The following is a 532-nucleotide window of genomic DNA, read 5'->3' as shown; positions in this document are numbered from 1 at the left end:
GTCCTCTGCTTCGTCGCCCGCTTTGGCAAGCACGCTTTCGCGTATGCCCATCATGCCCAAGACGTTCTCGGCGGTTCGTTTGCGCCATGAGCTGCTGATGTAGTCGTTTTTGCGGCTGTTGCGCTGCGAAATTTGGTTGAATGCTTCAATCAGGATGGAGAAGCCGATAGCGGCGTAGAGGTAGCCTTTCGGGATGTGGAAATGGAAGGCTTCGGCAATGAGGCTGAAACCGATCATCAGCAGAAAACCTAAGCAGAGCATGACGACGGTAGGATGTCTGTCCACAAACTCGGTCAGCGGTTTGCTGGCGGAAATCATGACGGTCATGGCAACGGCAACCGCGCCCATGGCGACGACGATGTGATCGACCATGGCAACGGCCGTGATGACGGAATCGATGGAAAATACCGCGTCAAGAATCAGGATTTGGGCAACCACACTCCAAAATCGCGCGTGTTTTTTCTGGCTGTCAGCAACGGCGAACTGGTTATGCCCTTCGAGGCGTTCGTGCAGTTCGGTGGTGGCTTTGTAG

General features: G+C 54.7%; 1 protein-coding gene. It reads right to left on the bottom strand.

Annotated elements, in window-relative coordinates; genetic code table 11:
- Positions 1 to 532, bottom strand: a 532-nt coding sequence (locus ACTHUR_RS17705; protein WP_440400035.1) for a TerC family protein, incomplete at both ends; no start/stop codon positions are given.

The sequence above is a fragment of the Neisseria sp. P0021.S007 genome, from assembly GCF_051956855.1.
Note: the sequence above shows the minus strand (reverse complement) of the source record. Positions and strands in the feature narration are given on the sequence as shown.